This is a genomic window from Actinacidiphila sp. DG2A-62 (genome assembly GCF_035825295.1).
Taxonomy (GTDB): Bacteria; Actinomycetota; Actinomycetes; order Streptomycetales; family Streptomycetaceae; genus Actinacidiphila.
The window spans coordinates 8,047,018-8,068,699 of the sequence record NZ_JAYMGI010000002.1; the positions used below are offsets into that span (position 1 = coordinate 8,047,018).

Here is a 21,682-nt window from a genome sequence, read left to right on the forward strand (position 1 = left end):
CGGCACGACGTCCGGGCGGCGGCCCCTGGCCCCGAAGGGGCGCCGGCGGCTCACCGGCGCCCCGTACGGTCCGCCGGTTCAGCGGACCGACCGGCTCACGGGTACGAGACCACGATCGACGGCACCGTGGACGTCCCCGAGGTGCCGGGACCGGTGTCGTTGATGACGTGGGCGTACTGGCCCTGGCCGCCCAGCGACACCACGAGCAGGTCGTGGAACTTCACGCCCGCCGTGGTCGGCGCCTCGAAACCGTGGTCCTGGATGATCGTCGGGTCCGCGGTGTAGTTGCAGTAGCTGCCCAGGCCCCACCCCTCGTGCGTGGTCACGTTGGTGTCGACCTTGTACGCCGCGAAGCCCCGGACGCTGCCGTTCTGCACGGCCGCCTGGTTCGGCGCGTCGTACGCCTTCTCGTTCTGGAAGAAGATGGTCCTGCCGTTCTGGCCGGCCCACTCCACGTCGTACTTCTTGAAGTGCTCCACGAACAGGCCGGTCGCCAGCACGTTGTTGCCGTTGACCTTCAGACCGATGTCGGCCGGGTTGACCGTCCAGCCGGTGGCCGCCGCGCCGTGGTCGGCCCGCCAGATCCAGGTGTGGTCGATGATCACGTCGTTGCTGTTGATCTCGAAGGCCGTCTGGGCGGCGACCGGCGCCGCGGCGCCGCCGACCCGGGCGAACACGTCCTGGACGGTGGTCGGGTTGGCCGCGTGGCTCGCGGTCGAGCCCGGGGCGCCGACCTGGAGCAGCTGCGGGGAGTTGCCCGAGCCGGCGTTGATCAGGAAGCCGGCCAGCCGGACGCCGTCGACGTCGGCGACCTTCATCGCGTCCACGCCGTTGTCCGGGATGAGGGTGGCGTATCCCAGGCCCAGCACCACGGTGTTGGCGCGGGTGACGTTGATCGGCTGGTCCACGTGGTAGATGCCCGGGGTGAGCACCAGGTTGAGGCCCTGCGCCAGCGCCGCGTTGATGGTCGCCGCCGAGTCACCGGGGTGCGCGACGTAGAACTGGCTCAACGGGATGGAGGTGCCGGGGGTGTTGGGCCACGAGACGCCGCTGGCGTTGGTGCGCAGCGACGGCACGAACACCGCGTAGTTGCTGCCGTCGAGGTACATGTACGGCTTCTCGCGGGACTCCGGCGTGGTGTTCAGCGTCGTGTACTTGGTGTCCGCGGAGAAGTTCTGCGCCGGGGCGCCCTGCACGCCCGAGAACACCATGTTCCACACGCTGTTGGTCCAGCCGCCGATCGAGCTGTCGCGGGTGTACCACTGCTGCTGCGAGTACGGGCCCACGGTGCCGTCGATCTTGCTGTCGGCGATGTAGCCGCCGGACGCCCAGCCGTAGCCGTTCGGCGCCAGGTTGAGGCCGCCCTCGACGTGGATGCGGCGGAACGGCGCGGCCTGCGCGACGGCCCAGCGGTCGGTGCCGCTGACCGGCTTGATGGCCATGTTCTCCACCGAACGCCAGAAGTTCTGGGTGGCGTTGCCGTTGAACCAGCCGGCGTCCACGGTCATGTCGCCGTTGATCTGGACGTCGTCGGGGTTCTTGCCCAGGCCGGAGACCGAGGTGTAGAAGCCGATCTGGTCGTTGATGTTGTTGTACGTGCCGGGCTTGAAGAAGACCTGGTAGCGGGCGTCGCCGAACTGGTTCTTCTCCTGCTGCTGGAAGATCGTGTCCAGCTGGCCCTGGAGGTTGGGCGTGGAGGGGTCGAAGACCTTCACGTTCGGGCCGAGGTCGCCGCCGCCCTGGATCGGGCCGGTGCCGCCGCCCGTGCTGCCGCCGGTGGTCCCGCCGTCGCCGCTGCCCGCGGTGCCGTAGACCTGGAACTCCCAGAGCGAGTAGCCGTATCCGGTCGCGCGGACCGTGCCGTACATCCGCACGTAACGGCCGGAGCCGCTGACGGTCAGCGTCTGGGTGCCGCCGGTGCCGGTCGTCGTGGAGTAGACGTCGGTCCAGTTGGCGCCGTCGTTCGACGTCTGGATCTTGAACGCCTTGCCGTACGCGGTCTCCCAGTTGAGCACCACCGAGCTGATGGTGTCGGTGGCGCCGAGGTCGACCTGGAGCCACTGGGGGTCGGAGGCGGCGCTGGACCAGCGGGTGCCGGTGTTGCCGTCGACGGCCGCGGAGGCGGGGGTGCCGGCGTTCTCGGTGGAGGAGGCGGTGGCGGTCTTGCCCTGCGACAGCAGCGTGCCGGCCGCCGGCGGGTTGCCGCCGCCGATGCTGCCGTAGACCTGGAACTCCCAGAGGGAGTAGCCGTACTGGGTGGCGCGGGTGGTTCCGTACATGCGGACATAACGCCCGGAACCGTTTACGGAAAGCGTCTGCGTGCCGCCGGTCGCGGTGGTGGTGGAGTAGACGTCGGTCCAGGTGGCGCCGTCGGCCGAGGTCTGGATCTTGAACGCCTTGGCGTACGCGGTCTCCCAGTTGAGGGTGACCGAGCTGATGGTGTCGGTGGCGCCGAGGTCGACCTGGAGCCACTGGGGGTCGGAGGCGGCGCTGGACCAGCGGGTGCCGGTGTTGCCGTCCACGGCCGCCGAGGCCGGGGTGCCGGCGTTCTCGGTGGAGGACGCGGTCGCGGTCTTGCCCTGCGACAGCAGGGTGTCGGCCGCGTGGGCCGCGTGGCGGGGCACGAACAGCAGCAGCGAGGCGAGCATCGCCGTGAGGACCGCCGCGACGACCCAGTGGCGACGCCATGGCGGCGTCGCTCTCAGGTCCGCCGTGTCGGTGGGGGGAGCGAGCATGGGCAACTCTCCTGGTTCCACAAGGTGGGGGGCAAGGGTTGGGGATACCGCCCGGCCCTGACAGCGGACGGACGGCGGGATGCCTGGACAGCACACGAACTGACGGGGAAGCAGCATTCTTGATCACTCAAGAGAGCGCTCTCCCGACGCACACGGTGATGTTTCTCCCTGTGTTTCATCCATGTCAAGAGTTGTGCACACGACGGGTTCGCGGCGGGGGCCGCGAGGGGCCGGGTGCGGTCATGACCCGATCTGTCTTCAACTCATGGAGACGGCCGCGCTCTTGACAAGCCGCCGGTCTTCACGGTGCGAACAGCCGAGGGCCGCCCCGGCGGCTGCCGGGACGGCCCTGGTGAACGACGCGTGCGTCAGGCGGTGGTGGCCGGCTGACGGCGGTGCCGGCGGGCGTAGTACAGGGCGCCGCCGCCCACCAGGAGTGCGCCCGCGGTGATGCCGAGCGGCAGCGCGGGGGAGCTGCCGCCGGTCTCCGCCAGCTCCTGGCCGGTGCTGCCGTCGGGGCCGGGCTGGTTGCCGCCCGAGCCCGCCTGGGAGCCGCCGGCGCCGTTGCCGCCGCCGTTGCCCTTGCCGCCGTGGCCCGGCGGCGGGGTGTGGGTGCTGATGTTCTTCACGGACTTCACCGAGCCGTCGGCGTTCAGCAGCACCTGCTTGTTGTTCGGGTGCTTGAAGTCGAACGCGCCGGTGAGCGAGCCCGCCCGCTGGTCGAAGGAGGCGTCGCCGATCCGCCCGGTCTTCCAGTTGTCCTCGATGAACTTGGTGATCGACGCCTGCTCGGTGCGGGTGTGGTCGACCGCGTTCACCTTGCTGTACGGCGAGATGACCAGCAGCGGCTGCCGGGTGCCCGGGCCGCAGCGGTCGGCGTAGCCGCCGGCCGACGCGGGCCCGGCCTGGCAGGCCGGGCTGTCCGTGGCCTTGCCGTTGGAGCCCACCGTGGCGTCCTTGGAGCCGTTCTGCGGCGCGGCGAAGGCGTGGTCGTACCAGCCGTCGGAGTCGTCGTAGGCGACGACGACCGCGGTGTCCTTCCACTGCGCGGACTGCTGCAGCGTGTTGATCTCCTGGACCAGGAAGTGCTGCTCGTCGATCGGGTCGGAGTAGCCCGCGTGGCCGTCCTGGTACTCGGGGGCCTTCAGGAAGCTGACCGCCGGCAGGTCGCCCGCCTTGACCGCCGCGTCGAAGTCGGTCAGGTCGTAGTTGTGGTTGGCCTGGCCGTTGTGGCCGATCTCGGCGACGTTCTTCGGCGGCAGGTGGTGCGGGTTGGCCGTCGACTTGTAGTACTGGAACGGCGAGTGGTGCGGGCTGTAGTCGACCGAGGCCGCGCCGCCGATGTTGGCGTGCGTGGTCCCCGCGCAGCTGGCGTAGTGGCCGGACGTGCCGTCCACGCGGTGGCCGGCTTGAAGCCGCCCTGGAACCAGCCCCAGCTCACGCCCTTGGCGTTGAGCAGGTCGCCGATGTTCTTGCCCTTCATCGCCGCGAGCGCGTTGCTGGAGGTGTGGCTGTTGTCCGAGCAGTCGTCGAAGGCCGGGTCGGGGTCGTTGATGACCGTGCCGACGCCCTTGGCGTCCGGCGAGACCACGGTGTACGCGTCGGGCGTCGCCGTCTGCTTGGGGTCGGTGGTGCCGCTGGCCGGGTCCACCGAGATCACGCCGTGCGTCTGGCCGGAGACCAGGTTCAGCGCGCCGGGGGTGGAGGGACCGTAGGTGCTGCTCCACGAGTTGTCGCCGAGCGTGTAGTGCTGGGCGTAGTTCCACAGGCCGGTGACGGTGTTGCCGTCGTAGTAGTCCATCACCAGGCCCGGCTCGCCGAAGAGGCCGCCGGAGCACTTGCTGGTCTCGGTGTTCTGGACGTACGAGTCGGCCTTGCCGCCGTTGCCCGCGTACTGCTCCGGGCCGTAGCCGTGGTTCTGGTCGCAGGTCAGCGCCTTGTCCGGGCCGAGCCGCTTGGGCGCGTACTGGTTCGGGTTCTTCGTCAGCAGACCCGCGGTGGCCAGGTTGTCGACCTTCGGGGTGTGCTTGGCGGCGGTGAACTTCGTCCCGTCGGTGTTCGCCGCGGACGGGTAGGTGGCGAAGTAGTGGTCGAAGGACACGTTCTCCTGGAAGATGACCACCACGTGCTTGATCGGGGTGGTGGTGCCCGCGTCGCCGCCGTGGTGCGCGGGGGAGTCGGCGGTGGCAGCCGGAGCGGTGCCGCCCATCAGCACGAGAGCCGCGGCCCCGGCGTACGCCCCCCAGCGCGCGGCCCTGGGAACCGCCCTTCTCGTTCTGCCCGTACCGGTTGTGCTCATGCTGTTCCTGCCTCCGCTGAATGGCGCTTCACTCGTGGCGCAGTGGATTCGCGCCCGGTGTCGACCGCGATCGTCCGGGCGGTCCGCGACCGACCAGCGGCCCTTCGGTGGCCTCGCGGTGAACAGCGGGTCAGTAAATCCTTGGGTTTGCTTGACCCGGCCTTTGCCATCCGGCGGACGGCGCCGGCGGACGGCGCGCGGGCCGTCACGCCAGCAACGCGCGTCCCAGCCAGTCGCCGCGGTCCCGCACACCGGGCAGCGCGAAGAAGTAGCCGCCGCCGAACGGGGTGATGTAGTCCACCAGCGGCTCGCCCGCCAGCCGCTTCTGCACGGTGGCGAACTGCCGTTCCAGATCCTGCTGGTAGCAGACGAAGATCAGCCCCATGTCCAGGTTGCCGTTGGAGTCCATGCCCCGGTCGTAGTTGTACGCGCGGCGCAGCAGCCGTGAGTCGTCGGTCTGCGCGGTGCGCGGGTTGGCCATCCTGATGTGGCTGTCCAGCGGGATGACGTCGCCCGCCGGGTCCTGGGTGAAGCGCGGGGCGTCGAACTCCCGCTCGCCGTCCAGCGGGGCGCCGCTGTCCTTGGCGCGGCCGAACATCCGCTCCTGCTCGGTGATGGACACCCGGTCCCAGAACTCCACCAGCATCCGGATCAGCCGCACCACCTGGTACGAGCCGCCGGCCGTCCAGGCCGGCTCGGCGCCGGGGTCCGCCCACAGCAGCCTCGCGGCGGTCGCCGGGTCGCTGATGTCGGGGTTGGCGGTGCCGTCCTTGAAGCCGAAGTGGTTGCGCGGGGTGCCGCTGGGCCGCGGCGGGCTGGTGAAGCCGTCCATCCGCCAGCGCACCTGCATGCCGCCGCGGGTGTGCCGGGCGATGTCCCGCAGCGCGTGCAGCACGGTGTCCGGGTGCGGCGCGCTGAGCTGCAGGCTCAGGTCGCCGTGGCACCACCGGTCGTCCAGGTCGTCGTCCTCGAACGCCGGCATCGTGCTGAGCCTGGCCGGCCTGCGGTCGGCCAGGCCGAACCGGTCGTCGAACAGCGACGCGCCGACGCCGGCGGTGACGGTCAGCCCGTCGCCGGGCACCCGCGGGCCCAGCGTGCCGCTGTCGGACGGCGAGTCGGTGATGCCGAGCGCGGCCGGCACGCCGCCGGCGGTCAGGAAACGGGCCCGGTCGGTCACCGTGTGCAGCAGCTCGGTCAGTTGGCGGCGGTCCTGCGCGGTGACGTCGAAGGAGAGGAACACGGTGGACTGCTGCACCTCGCGGGTGATGCCCGCCTGGTGGACGCCGTGGAAGGGGACGACGGCGCCCGGGGCGGCGCCCGGCGCCCCCGCCGGCGCGGTGGGCGACGGGGCGGCGGCCGCGGCGCCCGCGCCGGCCAGCGCGCTCGCGCCGCCCGCGACCGCGCCCACCGCGCCGACGCCCAGCGCCGCGCCGCGCAGGAACCCGCGCCGCCGCAGGTCCCCCGGCCGGCCTGCGCGCCGTCGCCGTCGTCCGTGCGCGCAGCGTCCCCGCGGTGCGCGTCCGTCGTCATGCCGTCCTCCGTACGTCGAAGATCGCCGCCACCGCGGCGAGTTGTTCCAGCAGGTCGCCGAAGTCGGCGTCGATCTGCTCGCGCCGGGCGCGGCTCAGCTCGTCCAGCGGCGTCCAGGTCCCGTTGCTGTCCAGCGCCTTGAGGTGCGCCTGTGCGCGGTCCAGACCGGCGTCGAGCTCCTTGAGCCGCGGGTCGCGCGGCGCGAGCAGGGGGCCGAGCAGGCCGAGGATCTCGCGGGTCCCGTCGAGGTTGGCGTTCGCGGTGGCCAGGTTGGTGCCGCTGCCGTAGTCGGTGCGGCCGGTCAGCTCGAACTGCTCGCTGTTCTCCACGATCTCGTGCGCGCGCAGCCCCATGTCGGCGGGGTCCATCCGCTCCTGCGCCCATGTCCTGCCCAGGGCGCGCACCGCGGCGTCCAGCCGTGCGGCCGGCGCGCGCAGCGAGGCTGCGGACGCGCCGTGCCACAGGCCGTACTCGATGCGGTGGAAGCCGGTGAACGACGGGTCCCGGACGGCGCCGGGAGTACGCGCGGCAATGCCGTTGATCACCGCGTCGGCGTCGCCGAAGGTGCCGTACGCGGCGCCCATCCGCTCGTACACCAGGTGCGCGGAGAGCCAGTCGCGGCGGGCCGCGGTCAGGTCGCCGCCGTCGATGTCCGCCTTCAGCGCCCCGGTGCCCTCGGCGAGGTCGGCGATCCGGGCGCCGATCCACTTCTGGTACGCGAGCGTCGGCGGGATGACGTCGTGCTCGGTCACCGGCAGCGTCGCCGGCCCCTGCGGCCGGTTGCCCGGCACCTTCACCGGGGGACCGGTCACCGCGTCGGTGTCCTCGGCCAGGCACTTGAAGGCGTACGTGCCGCTGCCCAGGTCGACCAGCATCGGCCGGGTGCGCCCGGGCGCCAGGCCCTCGACCTCGGCGTAGAACTTCCCGGTCGCCGGGTCGCTGAGGTAGACCTCGGTCGCGTTGATGCCGGTGTTGTGCAGGTCGAAGACCTGGGTGCCGGGGCGCGGGTCGGTCCAGCCCCTGCCGCAGCCGCCGGTGGAGACGTCGATGGTGGTGTGGGGGAGTCCGTCGGAGGAGGACGCGGCGGCGTTCCGGGCGTCGTCGCGGCCGGAGCGGCCGGAGCCGTCGCCCGCGCCGGTGGCCAGGACGACCGCGGTCACCGTACCCGCCACGGCGACCAGCGCGGCAGCGGCCTGCCAGGTGCGCCGGCCGACGCGCGGGCGGCGCGGCACGTCCCGCCGCGGACCGTCCCGCCGGCCGGGGTCCGGTGCGGCGCGGTCCGGCTCCGCCGGCCCGGCGGGCCCTTCGGCAGGCCCGTCGCCGGGCGGGGTGGAGGGCTTCGCGGACACCGGACCTCCGGCTTTCGTGCGGTGGGGCGAGTGGATCGTGGGTGCCGCTCATGCTAGGCACACCCCGGGGCCCCGACCCCATGAGTCCGGGCCCGGCGGCCCACAATTCGTCCGCAGTTCACCTGCCGGATGCTGTAAGGGTGCCCTCACCCCACGTTCGGGCCTGGTCGGGCGCCCGCGGGTCAGCGGCAGGTGAGCAGCCCCGCGTTGCGCTTGGCGGTGAGCACCCGGTGCACGCTGTCGTCGACGTCCTTGCGCAGCGCCGCGTCCTTCGGCAGCCGGCTGAGCACCGCCGAGGTCATCGGGGCGATGTCCGACGGCTTCACGGTCAGGACCATGTCGCCGCCCGCGCGCAGGAAGCTCAGGGCCCGTTGCGCGGGGGTGAGGTCGCTGACGGCGACGGCCTGGCCCAGGTCGTCGGAGATCACCGCGCCCCGGAAACCGAGCGAGCCGCGGAGCATGTCGCGGATGACCGTCGAGGAGAACGCGGCCTGGTGGGCCGGGTCGATCTTCGTGTAGACGGCCGAGGAGATCATCACGAAGGGCGCGCCGGCCTTCACCGCGGTGCGGAACGGCTCCAGGGAGGGGTCCTCGCGCGTGGTGACGGTGTCCTTGACGTTCGCGGTCAGGTCGGTGTTGCCGGCCACCCGGCCGAGGCCGGGGAAGTGCTTGGGCGTGGGGATGACGCCGGCGTCCTGCATGCCCTGGAGGAACGCCTTGCTGTGCGAGCCCACCGACGCCGGGTCGTTGCCGTACTCGCGGTGCAGCTTGCCGATGGGCGCGTTGGTGTCGACCAGGTCCCGCGGCACCGTGTCGGCGACCGGCGCGAGGTTCATGTTCACCCCGGCGGCCTTCAACTGCCTGCCCCAGGTGGCGGCGTCGGCGCGCAGGGCGCCGGTCGACCACGTGCCCTGCGTGACGGCCTCGGGCATGGCGCTGAAGCCGGGGCCGTTCAGCACCTGGACCTGGCCGCCCTCCTGGTCGGTGGAGATGATCATCTCCACCTTGGCCCCGCGCACGTCGGGGGCGAGCGCGCGCACCCGGCCGGTGACGCCGCGGACCGCGGCGGTGCCGCCGTTGGTGTGGCCCATCAGGATGACCGCGCCCACCTTGTGCTCGGTGATCGCGGTGGACTCCGCGCGGGTCATGCCGGTGGAGGAGACGGCGGTCATGAAGAGCTGGCCGACGCGCTGGGCGTCGGACATGGCGTTCGCGGCGCGGTCCACGCAGCTCGCGGGCTTCGCGGTGGTCGTCCGGGGCGGCGGCGCCACCGTCGGCTTGTGGGTGGCGCTGTGCGAGGGGCTCGGCGAGGCGCTCTTCGACGCGGTCGCGCTGTGGCTCGCCGACGCGGACGCCGAGGTCGTCGGGGCGGCGGGGGAGGTGGTCGAGGACGACTCCTTGTTCCCGTCGCCGCACGCCGAGACGGTGATCAGCAGGCCGAGCGCGGCCGCGGCGACCTGTGCCGAGCGCGCGGGTGCGAGCCGCCGCCGGGCCCCGGCGGGAGGGGGCGCGGCCGAGGCGGCGCGGGCGGCCGGGGCCGCGGGTGCTGCGGCGCGGGCGGTTGCGGCGGGGACGGTCGGCTGGGAGCGCACGGCGGAATCTCACACCTCGTCGTCGGCGGACAGGGGCCGGGAGCTGTGGGGATGCTCCCCCTCTTGCTTCCCTGTGGGGCTGCTGACGTCCCGTGGGGCAGGAAGAAACCCCCGGGACGGAGTCAGCATGCCCCGGACGGCCCAGTTCCGCATCTTCGCACGCGCCGTCCGCTGACCGGACGGCGCCGCCGATCGCGCCGCGCGCGGCGGCGTCCCCCTTGCGGGCGTACCGGGTCCCGATGCGGACAGACGATCGGGACGAGCGGGTACGTAGGACCCCCGGAGACGACGAGGAGGAGGTGGTTCCCGATGGCCTCGCCTGTTGCGGGACCAGCCGGTGACGGAGCGCCCGGAAGGCGGACCCCGGAAGGCCGTGCGCCCGCGGGACGCGCGGCCGGCGGTCATGTCGTCACCACCGACGTGCAGGCCCGGCTGGACCGGCTGCCCTGGTCCGGATGGCACTGGATGATCGTCATCGGACTGGGCACGGTGTGGATCCTCGACGGCCTCGAAGTCACCATCGTCGGCAACATCGCCGGCCGGCTGTCGGAGAAGGGCAGCGGGCTGGCCGTCACCGCCTCCCAGATCACCGGCATCGCCGCCGCGCTCTACGTGGCGGGCGCCTGCTCCGGCGCGCTGTTCTTCGGCTGGCTCACCGACCGCTTCGGCCGCCGCAAGCTGTTCATGATCACCCTCGCGGTCTACCTGACGGCGACCGCGATGACCGCGCTGTCGTTCGCGCCCTGGTGGTTCTTCACCTTCCGCTTCCTGACCGGCTTCGGCATCGGCGGCGAGTACGCGGCCATCAACTCCGCCATCGACGAGCTGATCCCGTCGAAGTACCGCGGCCGGGTCGACCTGATCATCAACGGCAGCTACTGGCTCGGCGCGATCGGCGGCTCGCTGCTGTCCGTGCTCGCGCTGAACACCGGCATCTTCGCCAAGGACGTCGGCTGGCGGCTCACCTTCGCGCTCGGCGTCGTGCTCGGCCTGGTGATCCTGCTGGTGCGCCGGCACGTGCCGGAGAGCCCTCGCTGGCAGTTCATCCACGGCCACGGCGACGAGGCCACCGACCTGGTGCACGAGGTCGAGCAGCGGATCGAGCAGGAGAAACACCGGCAGCTGCCGCCGCCCAAGAGCGAGATGACCATCCACCAGCGCAAGAGCATCGGCTTCGGGACGATCGCCAAGACGGTCTTCACCACGTACCCGCGGCGCGCGGTCCTGGGTCTCGCGCTCTTCGTCGGGCAGGCGTTCCTCTACAACGCGATCACCTTCGGCTTCGGCAACATCCTCACCACCTTCTTCGGAGTCTCCAGCGGTCACACCGGCTACTACTTCGCGGTCATCGCGGCCGGCAACTTCCTCGGCCCGCTGCTGCTCGGCCGGCTCTTCGACACCGTCGGCCGGCGGGTGATGATCTCCTCCACCTATCTGCTCTCCGGTCTGCTGCTGTTCGGGACCGCCTGGCTGTTCCACCGCGGCTCGCTGGACGCCACGACGATGACCGCCTGCTGGTGCGTGGTGCTCTTCTTCGCCTCGGCCGGCGCGAGCAGCGCCTACCTGACCGTCTCCGAGGTCTTCCCGATGGAGACCCGGGCGATGGCCATCGCCTTCTTCTACGCGGTCGGCACCGCGGCCGGCGGCATCAGCGGCCCGCTGGTCTTCTCCGACCTGACCAAGTCCGGCGTGGTGGACGACACCGTGCTGGCGTTCTGCCTCGGCGCGTCGCTGATGTGCGCCGCGGGCCTGGTGGCCCTGGTGCTCGCGGTCAACGCGGAGGGCAAGTCGCTGGAGGACATCGCCACTCCGCTGTCCTCGGCGGACTCCGCGTCCTCCGACGCCTCCACCGCCGCGGCGTAGGCGGTGTGGCTAGGCGGTGTGGCTAGGCGGTGCGGCGTAGGCGGCGCGGCTACTGGGGGAGTGCGGCGTAGGCGGGGCGGCGATCGGCGCGAGGCGCGATCGCCGCCCCGGATGCCGGCGCGTCCACGCCCGTGGCCGGCCCGGGCGAGGCGGGCCCCGGCCGCGCCGACCTCCGGGATATTCGTCTTGCCTCAGACTATCTGAGGTCGTACGATCCCCCGCATGCGCTTCCTCCCCCAGCCCTCCGCCTGGACGGACCCGCTGCCCGCGGCCGCTCCGCCGGCGGACATGGCCGTCCACCAGGTGCCCACCGGCACGTACGAGACCAGGGCGGCCTTCGCGGTCCGCGGCGGCTCCTTCCGGGAGCGGCGCCACTTCGCCGCGACCGCGGTGCTGATCCGCCATCCCGAGGGCGACCTGCTGATCGACGCCGGCTTCGGCGCCGGCGTCGCCGCGCACGTCGCGAGCCTGCCGCGGATCGCGCGCTCGCCCTACCGGGTGGAGGCGACGGTGGGCCGGCAGCTCGACGCGGCCGGCTACGACCGCGCCCGGCTGCGGGGCGTGCTCCTCACGCACAGCCACTGGGACCACGTGAGCGGCCTGGACGAACTGCGGGTGCCGGTCTGGATGACCGCGGGCGAGCGGCGGTACGCCGCCGAGGACCCGGACGGCAAGGTGTTCCGCGCGGTCTGCGCCGACCACGAGATCCACGAGTACGCCATCGACGGGCCGCCGTACCTCGGCTTCCCGGCCGGCTACGACGTGTACGGCGACGGCTCGGTCGTCGTCGTGGCCGCCGCGGGGCACACCACCGGCTCCGTGATCGTCTTCGTGACCGTGCCGTCCGGCCGGCGCTACGCCTTCGTCGGCGACCTGACCTGGCAGCTCGACGGCATCCGGCGCCGTGTCGAACGGCCCTGGCTGATGCGGGCGCTGGCCGACAGCGATCCCGCGCAGGTGCGGCGGGACCTGCTCCGGGTGATCGCGCTGGCGGATCTGATGCAGATCGTGCCCGCCCACGACCGCGACGCCTACCAGGGCATTCCGCGGCTGCCCGGTCTGCCGGAGCCCGCCGCGGACGGAGACGCGGCCGGCCGGCCGCGCTGAGCGCCTGCCGACCGGCCGCACGGAGCGCCCGGCGCCGGGACGCGGAAGGAGCGTACGGTTCCCTCATGCACAGTCCCACGTCCACGACGCGGACCGCGCCGGAGCGCACGCCCTCCGGCGCGGCGGCCACCGGCCCCACGGTCGACTCGGAGATCACCTGGCTCCTGCACCGCGCCGCCCAGCGGTTGCGCGGCGCGACCAGCGAGCAGGCGGAGAAATACGGGCTGCAGCTGCGCGACTACATCGTGCTGAGCGCTCTCGACAGGACCCCGAACCTCACCCAGGGCGAGCTGGCGAGGACCCTGGGCCTGGACAAGACCACTCTCATGAGCCAGCTGGACCGGCTCGAGGGCAAGGGCCTGGTCGTGCGGCGCACGGACCCGCGCGACCGCCGCGCGCGCATACCGGAGATCACCGCGGCGGGCGGCGACCTGCGCGCCGCGGTCGCCGCCGCCTGCGACGAGGCCGAGCAGGCTGCCCTGGGCGGGTTCCCCCGCGACCAGGTGCAGCTCCTGCGGCGGATGCTCTTCGGCATCATCGGCGACAGCGAGGACCGCGGGTCCTGCCTGTGACCGGCTGACGCGGCGCGGTGCGCGGGCCGCGCGGTCAGTTCTGGGCCAGCAGGCCCGCCCGCAGCTTGGCGATGGTCCGGCTCAGCAGCCGCGACACGTGCATCTGCGAGTACCCCATCACCTCGCCGATCTGCGCCTGGGTCATCTCCTCCACGAACCGCATCCGCAGCAGCTCACGGTCCCGGTCGGGCAGTTGCGCGACGAGCGGGGCCAGGCTGTGGAAGTCCTCCACGAGTTCGAGCGCCGGATCGCAGGCGCCGAAGGTGTCGGCCAGGGTGCGGCCCTCGCCGTCGGTGCTGCTCTCCGCGTCGTTGTACGGGGTGTCCAGCGAGCCCGCGGTGTAGCCGTTGGCGGCGACCAGGCCCTCCAGCACCTCCTGCTCGGTGAGTTCGAGGTGCTCGGCCAGCTCGGCGACCGTGGGGTCGCGGTCGAGCAGCACCGCCAAATGCTCCTTGGCCTTGCTCAGCTCGACCCGCAGCTCCTGGAGCCTGCGCGGCACGTGCACCGCCCACGAGGTGTCGCGGAAGAACCGCTTCATCTCGCCCACGATGTACGGCAGCGCGAACGTGGTGAACTCCGTCTCGCGCGACAGGTCGAACCGGTCGATCGCCTTGATCAGCCCGATGGTGCCGACCTGCACGATCTCCTCGCGGTCGGTGTCGGGGCGGTTGCGGTAGCGGCCGGCCGCGAAGTGCACCAGCGCCAGGTTCATCTCGATCAGGGTGTTGCGTGCGTAGGAGTATCCGGGCGTCCCCTCCTCCAGCTCCTGGAGCCGGTCGAAGAACAGCTTCGACAGCGCGCGGGCGTCCTTCGGCGCGATCTGAGAAGCGTCGTCGATCAGCGGAAGCCCGCCGGTGGTCTCCAACGGTCCCGCGGGCAGGGCCGCCTGTCCGGCCGTAGCGGTCACGGCGTCCGCCGTCACGCCCGTGCTTTTCGACTGCTCAACCATCGTGGTCACGTCATCGCCTCGCACTCGTCCGACTTGTCGTCGGGCGTCTGCCCCGCCGCCGGCGGGGTATGCCACATTCGTTTCACGAATTGTCGTGCAGGTGTGCCGGGCGCGTCCACGGACCCGCGCGACCCGTCCGCGGACGGCGCCGGCGACCGCCAAGTGCGGTGTGTTCCCCCGTTGTTCCCCCGTCGGGCCGGTCGGGCGCGCCGCCGTCCTAGCGCGCGGGGCCGCTCCCGCCTGCGGGCCGACCGCGCTCGGGGTCGGTGGTGCAGCCGCCCTTGCGGCAGTTCACGTCGGGGCAGGACATCTGGGATCACCTTCTCTTGCCGGGTTCTGATCTTCTGACGGTCGAGCCCGTCGATTTGGTTCCCTCTTCGCTTCACAGGTTGGCATGCTGTGGCCAGGGCATTGTGGACAAAAGCCGTAAGTGGGGTGATTCCAACTGTGCATTGGCGCCCGGAGTCGGCTTCGCCGGCCGTCCGGAGCCGGTTCCGGCGGCCGTCCGCCGGCCGTCCGAGGGCCGGACCGGCGCGGTTCGGCGAACCGGACCGCCGCCGGAGTTCGACCTGATCGCCCCCCGGCGGGGTAGGGCGGCCGGGAACGGGGAAGGCAGGAGGCACGCGAGCACCTCGTACACGATCGTCGACCCCGGGAGGGCCCTGGTGAAGGTCGGACTGCTGACCCGGGAGTACCCGCCGGACGTCTACGGCGGCGCCGGCGTCCACGTCGAGTTCCTCGCCAGGGAGCTGCGGTCGCTGGTCGACCTCCAGGTGCACTGCTGGGGCGAGGGCGCCGCGGGCGGCGCGGTCCGCCACCGCGCGCCCGCCACCCTGGACGGCGCCAACGACGCGCTGCGCACCTTCGCCGTCGACCTCGCCATGGCCGCCGCCGTCGAGGACCGCGACCTGGTGCACTCCCACACCTGGTACGCCAATCTGGCCGGCCACGTCGCCAAACTGCTGCACGGCATACCGCACGTGCTCACCGCGCACTCCCTGGAGCCGCTGCGGCCGTGGAAGGCCGAGCAGCTCGGCGGCGGCTACGCGCTGTCCGGCTGGGCCGAGCGCACCGCGATGGAGTCCGCGGACGCGGTCGTCGCCGTCTCCGACGGGATGCGCCGGGACATCCTCGGCTGCTACCCGGCGCTCGACCCCGAGCGCGTCCACGTGATCCGCAACGGCATCGACACCGTCGCCTACCGCCCCGATCCCCGCACCGACGCCCTGACCAGGATCGGCGTGGACCCGGACCGGCCGTATGTGCTGTTCGTCGGCCGCATCACCCGGCAGAAGGGCGTGCCGCACCTGCTGCGCGCGGCCCGCGCCTTCGACCCGCGGGTGCAGGTCGTGCTCTGCGCCGGAGCGCCCGACACCCCCGCGCTCGACCGCGAGTTCCGCGGCCTGTTCGACGAGCTGAACGCGGTGCGCGACGGCGTGCACTGGATCCCTGCGATGCTGCCCCGCCCGGTCGTCGTCCAACTGCTCACCCACGCCGCGGTGTTCGTCTGCCCGTCGGTGTACGAGCCGCTGGGCATCGTCAACCTGGAGGCGATGGCGTGCGGCACCGCGGTCGTCGCCTCCGCGGTCGGCGGCATCCCCGAGGTGGTCGAGGACGGCGTCACCGGTCTGCTCGTGCCGTACGCCGAGGAACACCCCGAGGAGTTCGAGGCGGGGCTCGCCGCGGCGGTCGGCCGACTGACCGCCGACCCGGTGACCGCCGCCGCGATGGGCGAGGCCGGCCGGGACCGCGCGGTCCGCGAGTTCGGCTGGGACACCGTCGCCCGCCGCACCGCCGACCTGTACGCCTCGCTGACCAAGCCCGGCTGACGGCGGGCGGCGGCCGGTGCGGAGCAGGGGCCGGGCCCGGCCATTGACAGGGGCGGGCGCGGACAGTGTGATCAGGTGCGGACACGGACCCTAGGGGGTGCCTCATGCGCGGTGGACCTTCGGTACTGGGCATAGTGCTGGCCGGCGGCGCCGGCAAACGACTGATGCCGCTCACCGCCGACCGGGCGAAGCCCGCGGTGACCTTCGGCGGCACGTACCGCCTGGTGGACTTCGTGCTGTCCAACCTGGTCAACGGCGACGTGATGAAGGTGTGCGTGCTCACGCAGTACAAGTCGCACTCGCTGGACCGGCACATCACCACCACCTGGCGGATGTCCAGCCTGCTGGGCAACTACGTCACGCCGGTGCCGGCGCAGCAGCGGCTCGGGCCGCGCTGGTTCCTCGGCAGCGCCGACGCCATCCTCCAGTCGCTGAACCTGGTGCACGACGAACAGCCGGACTACATCGCGGTGTTCGGCGCCGACCACGTCTACCGGATGGACCCGCGGCAGATGCTCGCGCAGCACATCGAGCACGGCGCGGGCGTCACCGTCGCCGGGATCAGGGTGCCCAGGTCCGACGCCGCCGGGTTCGGCGTGATCACCCCGGCCGCCGACGGCGTCCAGGTCGAGCGCTTCCTGGAGAAGCCGGCCGACCCGCCCGGGCTGCCCGGCGACCCCGCGCACGTCTTCGCCTCCATGGGCAACTACCTGTTCACCACCAAGACGCTGCTGGACGCGCTGCACGAGGACGCCGAGGACAGCCAGTCGGTGCACGACATGGGCGGCAGCATCCTGCCGCGGCTGACCGAGAAGGGCGTCGCCCAGGTCTACGACTTCGACACCAACCACGTCCCCGGGGAGACCGCCGCCGACCACGGCTACTGGCGGGACGTCGGCACCGTCGACGCGTACTACGAGGCGCACATGGACCTGGTGTCCGACCAGCCCGCCTTCAGCCTCTACAACCGGCGCTGGCCGATCTACACCCATCCCGGGCAGCTGCCGCCGGCCAAGATCGCGGCCGGCGGCATCGTCGGGGAGTCGGTGGTCAGCCCCGGCTGCGTGATCCGCGGCCAGGTCACCCGCTCGGTGCTCTCGCCCGGCGTGGTGGTGGACGCCGGCGCGGTGGTGCAGGGCTCGGTGCTGCACGACAACGTCCGGGTGGGCCGCGGGGCCATCGTCCGCGGCGCGGTGCTGGACAAGAACGTCGACGTGCCGCCGGGCGCCACGATAGGCGTCAACCCCGACCGCGACCGCGAGGTGTACACGGTCTCCGCGGGCGGGGTCATCGCGCTGGGCAAGGCCCAGCGGGTGGTGTGAGGGGCCCGGCCGGGCCCCTCACGCATGCCGTCGCCGACGGCCGCTAGCTGCCGTAGACCTCCAGTTCGTAGATGCGGGCGGCCGGGTCGGAGTTCTGGGTCGGGGTGATCACGCTCAGCCGCACGTAGCGGCCGGTCGCGCTCACCTGGCTGGTGGTGGTGTCGGCGGTGTTGCCGCGGACCTGGGCCACGGTGGTCCAGGCCGAGCCGTCGGCGGAGACCGCGAGGTCGAAGTCCTTGGTGTCCCACGCGGAGTCCTCGCCGCCGGCGCCCGCGTGGCGGACCACCAGCGAGCCGAGCGCGTGGGAGGCCCCGAGGTCGACGGTCAGCGTCTTGGTGCCGTCGACCTTCGAGCACCACTTGTCGCTGGTGCCGCCGCTGTAGCTGCCGTTGACCGCCTTGTCCGGGGTCTCGGTGCTCGCGCACGCGTCGGAGCCGGTGGCCGTGCGGCCGACCGCGAGGTCCGCGGAGCCGCCGCCGTACACCTCCAGTTCGTAGACGCGGGCGGCGTCGGTGCCGTTGCCCGAGGTGTTGGCCGGGGTGGTCACCACCAGCCGGACGTAGCGCGCCTGCCGCGGCGACACCGCGTTGTAGGTCCGGCTGGCCCGCGACCCGGTCACGGTCGCCGCGGTGGACCAGGTGCTGTTGTCGGTGCTGGTCTGCACCTGGAAGGCGCCGGTGTTCCACCCGGTGGTCTCGCCGCCGAGGCCGGCGTGGTCGACGACGAACGACGAGACGGTCTGCACGCTGCCGAGGTCGACGGTCAGCGTGGCGTTCGCCGTCTTCGAGCACCACTTGCTGTTGTTCTTCAGCGAGCCGTCGACGGCCTTGTCACCGGACTCCGCGGTCGCGCACGACGCCGACGCCGTCACCGGCTTGCCCTGCGCCAGGTCCGTGCCCAGCTCCGGCGGGGCCTGGCACGGTGCTCGCGCCGTCGGTGAAGGACGGCGGCACGTCGCCCGCGCCGGTGCCCCAGGTGGCGCTGGGCGTGCCGCCCATGGTGAAGTTCACCGTGCCGCCGGCCGCGATGTCCGGGTAGCGCAGGTAACTGTGGCTGGTCGCCGTGCCGTTGACGGACATGCCCTGCACGTAGGAGCCGCTGCCCGAGGAGTTGACGGTGATGTCGCCGCCGGGCCGCTGAATCAGCACCGAGGGGAACGAGGGGCCGTTGACCGCCAGGGTGTCGGCGCCCGGCGTCGCCGGGTACATCCCCAGCGCCGCCCACACGTACCAGGCCGAGGTCGCGCCCAGGTCGTCGTTGCCGGGCAGGCCGCCCGCGCCCGCGGTGTAGGACTCCGACATCACCTTGCGCACCGCGTCCGACGCGCCCGCCGGGTCGCGCGCGAAGTCGTACGCCCACGGCACGCCGTGCTCCGGCTCGTTGCCGATGTAGTAGTACGGCAGCGTCTGGCCGGCGTTGACCTGCGTGAAGTGGTGGTCCAGCCGCTGCACCGCGGTGCGCCGGCCGCCCATCTCGTTGATCAGGTCGGCGAAGTCGTACGGCACCATCCAGGTGTACTGGGCGGCGTTGCCCTCGGTGAAGTTCGACTGGCTCGCCGGGTCGATCGGCCACACCCAGCTGCCGTCGGAGTTGCGCGGCTGGATGTAGCCCGAGTCGGCGCCGTAGGTGTTGCGCCACCACTGCGCGCGCGTCATGTGGGTGGAGTAACTGCTCGTGTTCCCCAGCGCCTTGGCGAACTGCGCCACGGCGAAGTCCGAGGCCGAGTACTCCAGGGAGTCCGAGGGCGCCCCCGGCAGGTAGTGCAGGCTGGTGTACGTGCCCTGGTTGCCGCGGATCGCCGAGCCCTGCGCGGTGCCGCCGTTGGACGCCTTCTCCATCAGCGACAGCGCCGCCGCGGTGTCGAAGTTCCGCACCCCGAAGGCGTACATGCTGGCGACGATGATCGGTCCGGGGTCGCCGGTCATCACGAAGTCCTCGTTGGTCTGCTGCGACCACTTGGGCAGCAGCCCGCCCTGCTGGCCGTCCAGGACCATCGAGTTGGCGATGTCCGCGGCCTCGGCCGGGGCGACCAGGGCGATCAGCGCGGCCCAGGAGCGGTAGATGTCCCAGCCGGAGTAGTTCTGGTAGACCGGCCGCGTCGAGTTGTGCACCGCGTTGTCGAAGCCCCGGTAGTCGCCGTTCACGTCGCTGGAGATGTTGGGGCTCTGGAAGACGTGGTAGAGCGCGGTGTAGAACTTCTTCAGGTCGGCCGCGGCGCCGCCGGTGACCTGGACCCGGTTGAGGATCTGGTTCCAGGAGGCGGCGGCGGCGGTGCGCACCGCGTCGAAGTCCCAGCCGTTGTTCTCCGCGGCCACATTCGCCTGGGCGTTGGCCACGCTGACGTAGGACAGGCCGATCTTGGCCTGCACGGTGCGGGCGGAGCTCGCGTCGAAGGTGACGTACGCGCCGGTGTTCGTGCCGCTCGCGCCGGTCGAGCCGGCCGAGACGCTGCCGCCCGACCAGGTGCCGAAGCCGCTGGGCGCGCGGTCGAAGCGGATGTCGAAGTAGATCTGGTAGGTCTTGGACGAGCCGCAGAAGCCGCCGGCGGTGACGCTGCCGGTGACCTCCGAGCCGCTGATCCTGACCGAGCCGCTGCGGTTGCCGGTCGCGCTGCGGCTGGTGTTGATCAGCAGCCCCGCGCTGCTCGTCGCGGGGTACGTCAGCCGGGCCATGCCGGTGCGGGTGGTCGCGGTCAGCTCCACATCGGTGCCGTACTTGTCCAGCCGGTTCTTGTAACTGCCGGGCGAGGCCGACTCGTTGGACTTGGTGTACGCCGACGCGTAGGAGGTCCAGCTGCTGCCCGGCGAGGTGCTCACCGAGCCGGTGATCGGCATCAGCGGCAGGTCCTCGTTGTTCGGGCAGCCCGCGCCGTCGAAGTGGGTGAGGCTGAAGTCCTCGATCGAGGTGTCGGAGTAGCGGTAGCCGGACGGCGAGGCGGTCGGCGTGTCCGGGCTGAACTGCACCCCGCCGAAGGGCACCACGGCGCCGGGGTACGTACTGCCGCCCGCGCCGCCGGGCACCGGGTTGGGGGCGTTGCTGTCGTCGGTGCCGACGAACGGGTCGACGTACTGGGTCAGGTCCGAGGTCGCGGCGTGGGCCGGTGCGGAGGCCAGGCCCCCGACGCCGAGCGCGGCCAGTAACAGGGCGCTGAACGCGCCGACGGCGCGGGAGCGGAAGAGGCCCCCGGGACGGGAGCGGGACAGGTCAGGGCGCACGGAGGACCACCTTCTCGTGGAGGCGGGCCCGCGCCGGCGCGGCGCGCCGCCTCGGGGGGCACGGAGCGGCTCTTGGGGGCTGTGAACGTTACCAACCGACGTGGCATTGTTGATGTGTACCTGACGCTGTGTCAAGGCTGTGAACGTTCCCGGCGGATGCGCCCGCGAAGCCCCCCGACCCCCGTGCCGTGCAAGGCTGGTGGGGGCCGCCGCGGGCAGCGGGACCGGCCCCGGGGACCGGCGAACGGAGGCACGTGAAGCGCCCCACGATGAAGGACGTGGCCAGGGCCGCCGGGGTCAGCCCGATGACGGTCTCACGGGTGGTGGCCGGCGAGTCCGGCGTGGCGCCCGGCACCGCCGCCCGGGTCGAGCGCGCGGTGCGCAGCCTCGGCTACCAGCGCAACGACAACGCCCGCAGCCTGCGCCAGAAGAACCTCGGCACCTCCGCGATCGGCCTGGTGGTGGACGACCTCGCGCACCCCTTCTACGCGCTGATGGCCCGCTCGGTGGAGGACGAGGCGCACCGCCGCGGCTACGTCGTCCTGGTCGGCAGCACCAACGACGACCCGCGCCGCGAGCGCGAGGTGGTCGCCGCCTTCACCGCGCGGCAGGTCGACGGCCTGATCCTGGTGCCGACGATCGGCGGCCACGCCTTCCTGGAGCGCCCCATGAGCAGCGGCACCCGCGTGGTCTGCGTCGACCGGCCCGCACCCGGCCTGGACGTCGACACCGTCACCGTCGACAACCGGGCGGGCGCCCGCCGCGCCGTCGTCCACCTGCTGGCCCGCGGCCACACCCGGATCGCCTACCTCGGCGACCGCTACGACATCTGGACCCAGGCCGAGCGGCACGCCGGCTACGCCGAGGCGCTCGCCGCGCACGGTGTGCCCGCCGACCCCGCGCTGGTCCGGCACGGGCTGCGCTCCCACGCCGACACCCATGCGGCGCTGCGCGAGCTGGCCGCACTCGACCGGCCGCCGACCGCGCTGTTCACCACCAGCGACCTCATCACGCTCGGCGTGCTGGACGCCCCGGAGGGACCGAGGTCGCCGACGGTGGTGGGCTTCGACGACCTGCCGCTGGCCGCCCGGCTCGACCCGCCGCTGACCGTCGTCAGCCAGGACCCCCACGCACTCGGCGCCACCGCCGCGAGCCTGCTCTTCTCCCGCATCGACGGCGACCGCTCGGCGCCGCGCGACGTCGTGCTGCTCACCCGGCTGCTGGTGCGGGACGGGCCGCGGGGCGCCGCGGCGAGCGGACCCGGCAACGCGCCGGGCGAACAGGCGGACGGCTGACACGGCGGGGGTACGGGCGGGGGCG

The 21,682-nt window shown here is 72.5% G+C and carries 13 protein-coding genes and 1 pseudogene; 6 read left to right on the forward strand and 8 right to left on the reverse strand.

The features are described 5' to 3' along the window. Window positions 1–95 precede the first annotated feature (95 nt). From VSR01_RS35410 to VSR01_RS35430, 5 genes and pseudogenes are all read right to left on the reverse strand, one after another. Window positions 96–2,648: a discoidin domain-containing protein gene (locus tag VSR01_RS35410; protein WP_326453983.1), complete on the reverse strand. Its 2,553-nt coding sequence runs from the start codon at window positions 2,646–2,648 to the stop codon at window positions 96–98. A gap of 455 nt (window positions 2,649–3,103) precedes the next feature. Continuing rightward, window positions 3,104–5,034, reverse strand: a pseudogene (locus VSR01_RS35415) (alkaline phosphatase family protein). A 205-nt stretch (window positions 5,035–5,239) separates the two neighbouring features. After that, window positions 5,240–6,490 (reverse strand): iron uptake transporter deferrochelatase/peroxidase subunit, encoded by a 1,251-nt coding sequence (gene efeB / locus VSR01_RS35420; RefSeq protein WP_326453984.1) that lies wholly within the window; start codon window positions 6,488–6,490, stop codon window positions 5,240–5,242. A gap of 70 nt (window positions 6,491–6,560) precedes the next feature. Further along, complete coding sequence (locus VSR01_RS35425; RefSeq protein WP_326453065.1) at window positions 6,561–7,913, reverse strand: EfeM/EfeO family lipoprotein; 1,353 nt, start codon at window positions 7,911–7,913, stop codon at window positions 6,561–6,563. Between the two features lie 182 nt (window positions 7,914–8,095). After that, a complete protein-coding gene (locus tag VSR01_RS35430) occupies window positions 8,096–9,505 on the reverse strand; it encodes a glycoside hydrolase family 3 N-terminal domain-containing protein (protein ID WP_326453066.1) in 1,410 nt (469 codons plus the stop codon). A 309-nt stretch (window positions 9,506–9,814) separates the two neighbouring features. Between VSR01_RS35430 and VSR01_RS35435 the strand changes: the two genes are divergently transcribed. The 3 genes from VSR01_RS35435 to VSR01_RS35445 all read left to right on the forward strand — a co-directional run bounded on the left by VSR01_RS35435 (window position 9,815) and on the right by VSR01_RS35445 (window position 13,047). Beyond that, entirely contained in the window at window positions 9,815–11,368 is a 1,554-nt protein-coding gene (locus VSR01_RS35435) for an MFS transporter (RefSeq protein WP_326453067.1), read from the forward strand. 222 nt (window positions 11,369–11,590) lie between these two features. Next, complete coding sequence (locus VSR01_RS35440; RefSeq protein WP_326453068.1) at window positions 11,591–12,475, forward strand: MBL fold metallo-hydrolase; 885 nt, start codon at window positions 11,591–11,593, stop codon at window positions 12,473–12,475. A gap of 65 nt (window positions 12,476–12,540) precedes the next feature. Next, the gene (locus tag VSR01_RS35445; RefSeq protein WP_326453069.1) at window positions 12,541–13,047 is read left to right on the forward strand and encodes a MarR family winged helix-turn-helix transcriptional regulator; all 507 of its coding nucleotides are present in this window, start codon (window positions 12,541–12,543) and stop codon (window positions 13,045–13,047) included. A 34-nt stretch (window positions 13,048–13,081) separates the two neighbouring features. Here the strand turns inward: VSR01_RS35445 and VSR01_RS35450 are convergent, their stop codons facing one another. Beyond that, window positions 13,082–13,996 carry an RNA polymerase sigma factor SigF gene (locus tag VSR01_RS35450; RefSeq protein WP_442785744.1) on the reverse strand — a complete coding sequence of 305 codons (915 nt, stop codon included), beginning with the start codon at window positions 13,994–13,996 and terminating at the stop codon, window positions 13,082–13,084. A 665-nt stretch (window positions 13,997–14,661) separates the two neighbouring features. Between VSR01_RS35450 and glgA the strand changes: the two genes are divergently transcribed. Both glgA and glgC read left to right on the forward strand, forming a co-directional pair. Then, window positions 14,662–15,825, forward strand: coding sequence for a glycogen synthase (glgA, locus tag VSR01_RS35455; protein WP_326453071.1), 1,164 nt, complete (start codon window positions 14,662–14,664; stop codon window positions 15,823–15,825). Window positions 15,826–15,929: 104 nt separating this feature from the next. After that, window positions 15,930–17,147: a glucose-1-phosphate adenylyltransferase gene (gene glgC / locus VSR01_RS35460; protein ID WP_326453072.1), complete on the forward strand. Its 1,218-nt coding sequence runs from the start codon at window positions 15,930–15,932 to the stop codon at window positions 17,145–17,147. A gap of 43 nt (window positions 17,148–17,190) precedes the next feature. Here glgC and VSR01_RS35465 read toward each other — a convergent pair whose 3' ends face one another. Next, window positions 17,191–18,018 carry a discoidin domain-containing protein gene (locus VSR01_RS35465; protein WP_326453073.1) on the reverse strand — a complete coding sequence of 276 codons (828 nt, stop codon included), beginning with the start codon at window positions 18,016–18,018 and terminating at the stop codon, window positions 17,191–17,193. Next, window positions 17,978–20,362 carry a GH92 family glycosyl hydrolase gene (locus VSR01_RS35470; protein WP_326453074.1) on the reverse strand — a complete coding sequence of 795 codons (2,385 nt, stop codon included), beginning with the start codon at window positions 20,360–20,362 and terminating at the stop codon, window positions 17,978–17,980. Before VSR01_RS35470 ends, VSR01_RS35465 begins: the two co-directional genes overlap by 41 nt. A 254-nt stretch (window positions 20,363–20,616) precedes the next feature. Between VSR01_RS35470 and VSR01_RS35475 the strand changes: the two genes are divergently transcribed. Continuing rightward, window positions 20,617–21,657, forward strand: a complete 1,041-nt coding sequence (locus VSR01_RS35475; protein WP_326453075.1) for a LacI family DNA-binding transcriptional regulator — start codon at window positions 20,617–20,619, stop codon at window positions 21,655–21,657. Window positions 21,658–21,682: the final 25 nt, after the last annotated feature.